The sequence below is a fragment of the Archangium sp. genome (assembly GCF_036389735.1).
Classification (GTDB): Bacteria; Myxococcota; Myxococcia; order Myxococcales; family Myxococcaceae; genus Archangium.
Window position 1 is genome coordinate 1 of record NZ_DASVWK010000003.1, and the last position, 4,753, is coordinate 4,753.

Annotated in this window: 6 protein-coding genes and 2 pseudogenes; 2 read left to right on the plus strand and 6 right to left on the minus strand. The window is 68.5% G+C overall.

Annotated elements, in window-relative coordinates:
• Positions 1–436 (plus strand): annotated as a pseudogene (locus VF794_RS00045) (single-stranded-DNA-specific exonuclease RecJ); the annotation flags it as partial.
• A gap of 1 nt (position 437) precedes the next feature.
• Here the strand turns inward: VF794_RS00045 and VF794_RS00050 are convergent.
• The 3 genes from VF794_RS00050 to VF794_RS00060 form a co-directional block, all read right to left on the minus strand.
• Complete coding sequence (locus VF794_RS00050) at positions 438–1,205, minus strand: hypothetical protein (RefSeq protein WP_331106449.1); 768 nt, start codon at positions 1,203–1,205, stop codon at positions 438–440.
• A gap of 391 nt (positions 1,206–1,596) precedes the next feature.
• Entirely contained in the window at positions 1,597–1,944 is a 348-nt protein-coding gene (locus VF794_RS00055; RefSeq protein ID WP_331106451.1) for a PilZ domain-containing protein, read from the minus strand.
• Positions 1,945–2,036: 92 nt separating this feature from the next.
• On the minus strand, positions 2,037–2,258 hold the full coding sequence (locus tag VF794_RS00060) for a YHS domain-containing protein (RefSeq protein ID WP_309888777.1): 222 nt from the start codon (positions 2,256–2,258) through the stop codon (positions 2,037–2,039).
• A 221-nt stretch (positions 2,259–2,479) separates the two neighbouring features.
• On the opposite strand from VF794_RS00060, the gene VF794_RS00065 reads away from it, so the two are divergent.
• Positions 2,480–3,253, plus strand: a complete 774-nt coding sequence (locus VF794_RS00065; protein WP_331106454.1) for an SDR family NAD(P)-dependent oxidoreductase — start codon at positions 2,480–2,482, stop codon at positions 3,251–3,253.
• Positions 3,254–3,512: 259 nt separating this feature from the next.
• Here the strand turns inward: VF794_RS00065 and VF794_RS00070 are convergent.
• From VF794_RS00070 to VF794_RS00080, 3 genes and pseudogenes are all read right to left on the minus strand, one after another.
• Positions 3,513–3,806: pseudogene (locus tag VF794_RS00070) on the minus strand (hypothetical protein); the annotation flags it as partial.
• A complete protein-coding gene (locus VF794_RS00075) occupies positions 3,775–4,122 on the minus strand; it encodes a hypothetical protein (RefSeq protein WP_331106456.1) in 348 nt (115 codons plus the stop codon). The gene VF794_RS00075 and the pseudogene VF794_RS00070, both read right to left, overlap by 32 nt.
• 127 nt (positions 4,123–4,249) lie before the next feature.
• Positions 4,250–4,753, minus strand: a 504-nt coding sequence (locus VF794_RS00080) for an MMPL family transporter (protein ID WP_331106458.1), incomplete at its 5' end; no start/stop codon positions are given.

Genomic DNA, 4,753 nt, shown 5'->3' on the forward strand with positions numbered 1-4,753 from the left:
ACTCACCGTGGAGGCCAGGCACCTGCCGGCCTTCCGCGAGGCCTTCGAGCGCATCGCCCGGCAGCGGCTGACGCCGGAGGACCTCATCCCGCGCTGCAAGGTGGACGCGGTGGTGAGCGTGAATGAGTTGGATGAGCGCGCGGTGGAGGCGCTCCAGCGACTGGGGCCCTTCGGGCAGGGCAACCCCGAGCCCGTGCTGGTGCTACGCCATCAGGTGGCCCGCCCGCGCGTGTTGCCGCACAAGTCCGGGGGCGCCGGCCATCTCAAGCTGGCCCTGGTGGATGCGCCCTCCGTGGACGCCATCGGCTTCGGCATGGCGGACCGGTTGGCCCTCACCGAGGGGCCGGTGGATCTCGCCTTCCAGGCCAGCTTCGACACCTTCCGCGGTCAGCGGCGGCTGTCGCTCAAGCTCAAGGATCTGCGCATCGCCGCCTGACTCAGGCCGAGGCGCCCGCGCCCAGCTCCGCCGTCGGCCGCAGCCACCAGGTGTTGCTGATCTCGTTCATCTGGAACTGGCCGGTCAGCAGGGCGTACGCCAGTAGCTCGTCGAACATCATCCCGAAGTGCGCGTACACCCGGTCCACGGCCTCCAGCACCTGCTGCTCCTCCTGGGCCGAGAGCTCCAGCGTGCTCAGCAGATCCTCCGAGGACTCCTTGCTGATGGCGTGGTTGGCCTCCATCTCCTCGTGGGTCATGCCGAAGTAGTGCAGCTTGCGGCCCGTCTGCTTCTCGAACTCGGAGGCCGCCTTGGTGAAGAACTCGAAGGCCACCTCGGCGGTGCCCTCGATGGCCTCCACCATCAACAGCCGCATCCGCGGATCCTGATACTGGATGACGAGGGCGGACAGCTCGTACACCAACTGCCGCGTCATCCGGCAGTGGTCGCCCCACAGCATCTTCAGCGAGTTCGCCATGTCCATGGACACGTTCATGTTCAGCGTCCGCAGATCCGTCAGGTACATCCGCCAGTGGGAGTCCTCCTCCCGCGTGTGGGTGTTGATGACCTGCTGGAGCGGATCCGCCGAGGCGTCGTCGCGGAGGATGAACTTGTTGATGTCCGTGTAGCCCATCGCGAACGGGGCGATGCAGGGCACGAAGGCGAAGCGCTTGCGCGCGGAAATGGCCGAGTCCTGGATGAAGCTGAGGAAAGGCGACTGGGCCAGCTCACTCTTCTTCTGCTCGATACGGTCAAGGATGCTCTTCATGGCCATTTCTCCTCGGGCATTGGCGAGCGGGAGGGGGAAACGCTCGATGCCTCTTCGCTTGGGAAATCACCGTGCGGGCTGGGGTCTGGGTGGACCCGGTTCCGACCGGCTTCTGAAGCGATTGATAACCTGTTTTTTCTGTCTCTGTCAAAATAATTTAGCGACAGAGGAAATAAATAGCGATTTTTCCCTTAAAAATCATGGATTTAGCGAATCCTGACCTGTCCGGGAGACGAAGGAAATCCTGGCCCTGAACAGGGGGAGGTCAGAACCGACTTCGCCATCAGGAATGACCCAGGGGCATCCAGGGCAAGCCTCTGGCGCCCGCGGCCACAAAAGGCAACGGCCGGCGAACCCCTGGGGGCGCCGGCCGCGAAGAGCGGGAGGTGCGTCAGTTCAGCAAGGAGGGCTTCTTGGTGCCCGGCACGGCCGACGCGTCGTCCGAGAGGCGGCTGAGGGAGTCCTCGATCCCCAGCGTCTCGAAGCAGACCGCGGCCGTGTAGCCCTCCGGCGTGGACTCGCAGCGCACCACGTGCACCTTCGTCCGCGAGATCAACAGCGGAGGGATGCTCGCCACGAGGTCCTCACCCGGCTCCAGGGGGTATGGGACCAGCAACAAGCAGCCGCCCTCGGAGGCGTTGATGATGTCCGCGTCCACTTCCTCCCCCCCACGGTAAAGCGTGATGGCCAACCGCAGAGGGTAACGCCGGTGCCGGCGCTGTTCGTGGTCGAAGGACATGGGGGCCGTGAGGATATACCAGTGCTGGACTCCACCGTCAGCGGGGGCTCACCCCGCGTGGGCGGCCCTTCTCGTCACGGACACCCCTCGTCTCAGGCCAGGCCCCAGCGCACCCGTCCCGGCGTCAGCAGCGCACCCGCCTTGGCCAGGTCGTTCATGCGGAAGCGCTCCGCCTGGCGCTCGAACGCCGTACGGCAGCGCTCCGAGCAGAAGAAATACTTCCGCTTCTTGTACTCCGTGGATGGACGACCGTCGGGCGCCTCCAGATGCTTGCCGCAAACCGGGTCCAGGTGTCGCTTCGGAACGTCCCTCATCGCCCTCGCCTCCCAACCAAACGCGCCGTGTTCCGCGACAGTCCAAAGCAGCGGGCGTGCCAGCGGCGGCCCTCGTGATTCCAAGGGGTTGCGGGCCGGGGTATGTCGGAAGGGAAGGGGCGGGGCGGTCCACGAGGGGAAAATTTTTCCCCGTCACGGGCGCTTCGAGCCCCTGGGTATAAAACCGCGCCGCAAGTGCGGTCACGAACACGGGAGATGGCATGGGAGCCCAGCAGGGAACGGCGTTGATCACGGGAGCCTCGGCGGGAATCGGAGCGGTGTACGCGCGCCGCCTGGCCGAGCGCGGCTACGACCTCGTCCTCGTCGCCCGTCGTGAGGACCGGCTGCGCGGCCTGGCCTCGGAACTGGAGGCCGCGCACTCCATCCGCGTCGAGGCGCTCAAGGCCGACCTGACGGTCGACGCGGACCTCCAGCGCGTGGCCCAGCGCGCCGCGGGCGAGGACCTGACCCTGCTCATCAACAACGCCGGCATCGGAGGCTATGGGCCCTTCGAGCAAGTGGATCCGCTCCTGCTCGAGCAGCTCGTGCGCCTGCACATCCTCGGGCCGATGCTGGCCACGCGCTCGGCCCTGCCGGGAATGCTGGCGCGAGGCCGGGGGGGCGTCATCAACGTGGCGTCCCTGCTGGCCTTCTCCGGCTCGCTGCCCCCGAATCCGCTCCCGCACCGGGCCACCTACGCGGGGGCGAAGGCCTTCCTCGTCCAGTTCACCCGGACGCTCGCCGGAGAGCTGCGCGGCGGCCCGGTGCGGGTGCAGGTCTGCTGTCCGGGCATGACGGAGACCGAGTTCAACGGCGGCTACAAGGGCGCCATGAAGCCCGAGGACGTCGTCACCGCCTCCCTCGTGGCGCTGGAGCGGGGGGAGACGGTCTGTGTCCCGGGCCTCGAGGCGGCCGACGCCCTCGTGGCGCTGGAGCAGGCGGAGGCGGGCATGCGCGCGGGCGCCAAGACCACGCTCGCCGCGCGCTACCGCTAGCCTTCCAGGGTCTTCCCGCTCCCCGTGCCCGCCAGGGGAGGCGGGGAGCCCCACCGGGCCCGAGCAGGCCCTGCATGGCATCGAAGAGGTTGAGGTTGGAGCTGAGCACCGCGGTGTTGTCCTCGATGCGCAGCACGATGGCCCGCGTGCGATCCACCCGCTCCGAGGAGAGCGTGGTGGGGCGAGGCGCCTTGGCCTCCTTGACCTCGACGGCGGCGAGCGCGGGAGCCGGCGGGGGAGGGGCCAGGCCCAGCAGCACCTCGGCGTCGGCGGAGAGCCGCTTCTCGTGCAACTCCTGGTGCGCCTCGGGCATGAACTGGCACGGCCCCTGGACGAGCGACACCTTGCCCGAGCGCAGGTCCCTCACATAGAGGCCCTCGCCCTGGCCCAGCGAGAGGGCGGAGCTCTCCTTGTGGATGAGCACCTTCTCGGTGGGCACGTAGGTGCGAGGCCCGCGGACGATCCACGTGTCACCCGCCTTGCGCGGCCGGGACTCGCCACCTTCCTCCGGCTCGGTGAGGTCACATAGCGCCCGGGCCCGCGCACCAGCCACTCGTCACCGGCCTCGCGACGGCGGGGCCCACGCGCACCTCGCGATCTCCCACCGCGATGCGGGCCTGACCGAAGTCGTCCAGGGCCACCCGGCCTTCCGCGCGCACCACCGGGTTGCGCACGACGCACCAGCTCCCCGTGCCCAGCTCGATCATCCGGCTCTTGGTGACGAGGGTGAGGTGGGCCTCCAGCGTGAGGACCTTGGGGCCAATCTCCACCAGGACGACGCCGCGGTTCGCATCCTCGATGTAGGCGTACTCGCGGTTCTTCAAGGAGATGCGCTGGATGGCTTCGGTGCTGTTGTTCGAGGGGGACACGCAGAGACCTGCTCGGTGGGGGTTCACCGTGCCGGTACTGCGAGCCGCGTGCCGCGTCGTTCCCCCTCAGGGCCCCTCTGAGCGGCGGAAGCACCTGTCCAGCTTGGGGCACTGGCCTGGAGGGGACTCAGGCCGCCTTCACTTCGTCCGTGTCCACCGGAGGCGTCAGGGACAGCTCGTCCTCGTCCTCGCCATTCGGGGCACCAGGCTTCTGCCGCTCCAGCAGCGCGAGCACCGCCGGGAAGAGCACCGTCGTCCCCAGGAAGGCACATGCGACGCCCAGGAGGGCAATCTCCCCGATGGAGCGCAGCCCTGGGTGGCTCGCCGTGAGCAGCGCGCCGTAGCCCGCGGCATTGGACAGCGTGGCCACCACCGCGGCGACGCCCGTGGTGCGCACCACGTGGGGGAGCGAGCCCGGCCCCTCCTCCCGGTAGCGGTGGTAGAGGTGCACCGCGTTGTCCACGGCGATCGCCAGCAGGTTGGGCAGCACCACCGCGTTGATGAAGTTGAGCTTGAGCCCGTAGAGGTACATCGCCCCCGGCAGGCAGGCGAGGCCGAGGTACAGCGGCCCGGCCACCAGCCCCGCGCGGCGGAAGCTGCGCAGGCTCGCCACCATCATCGCGAACACCGC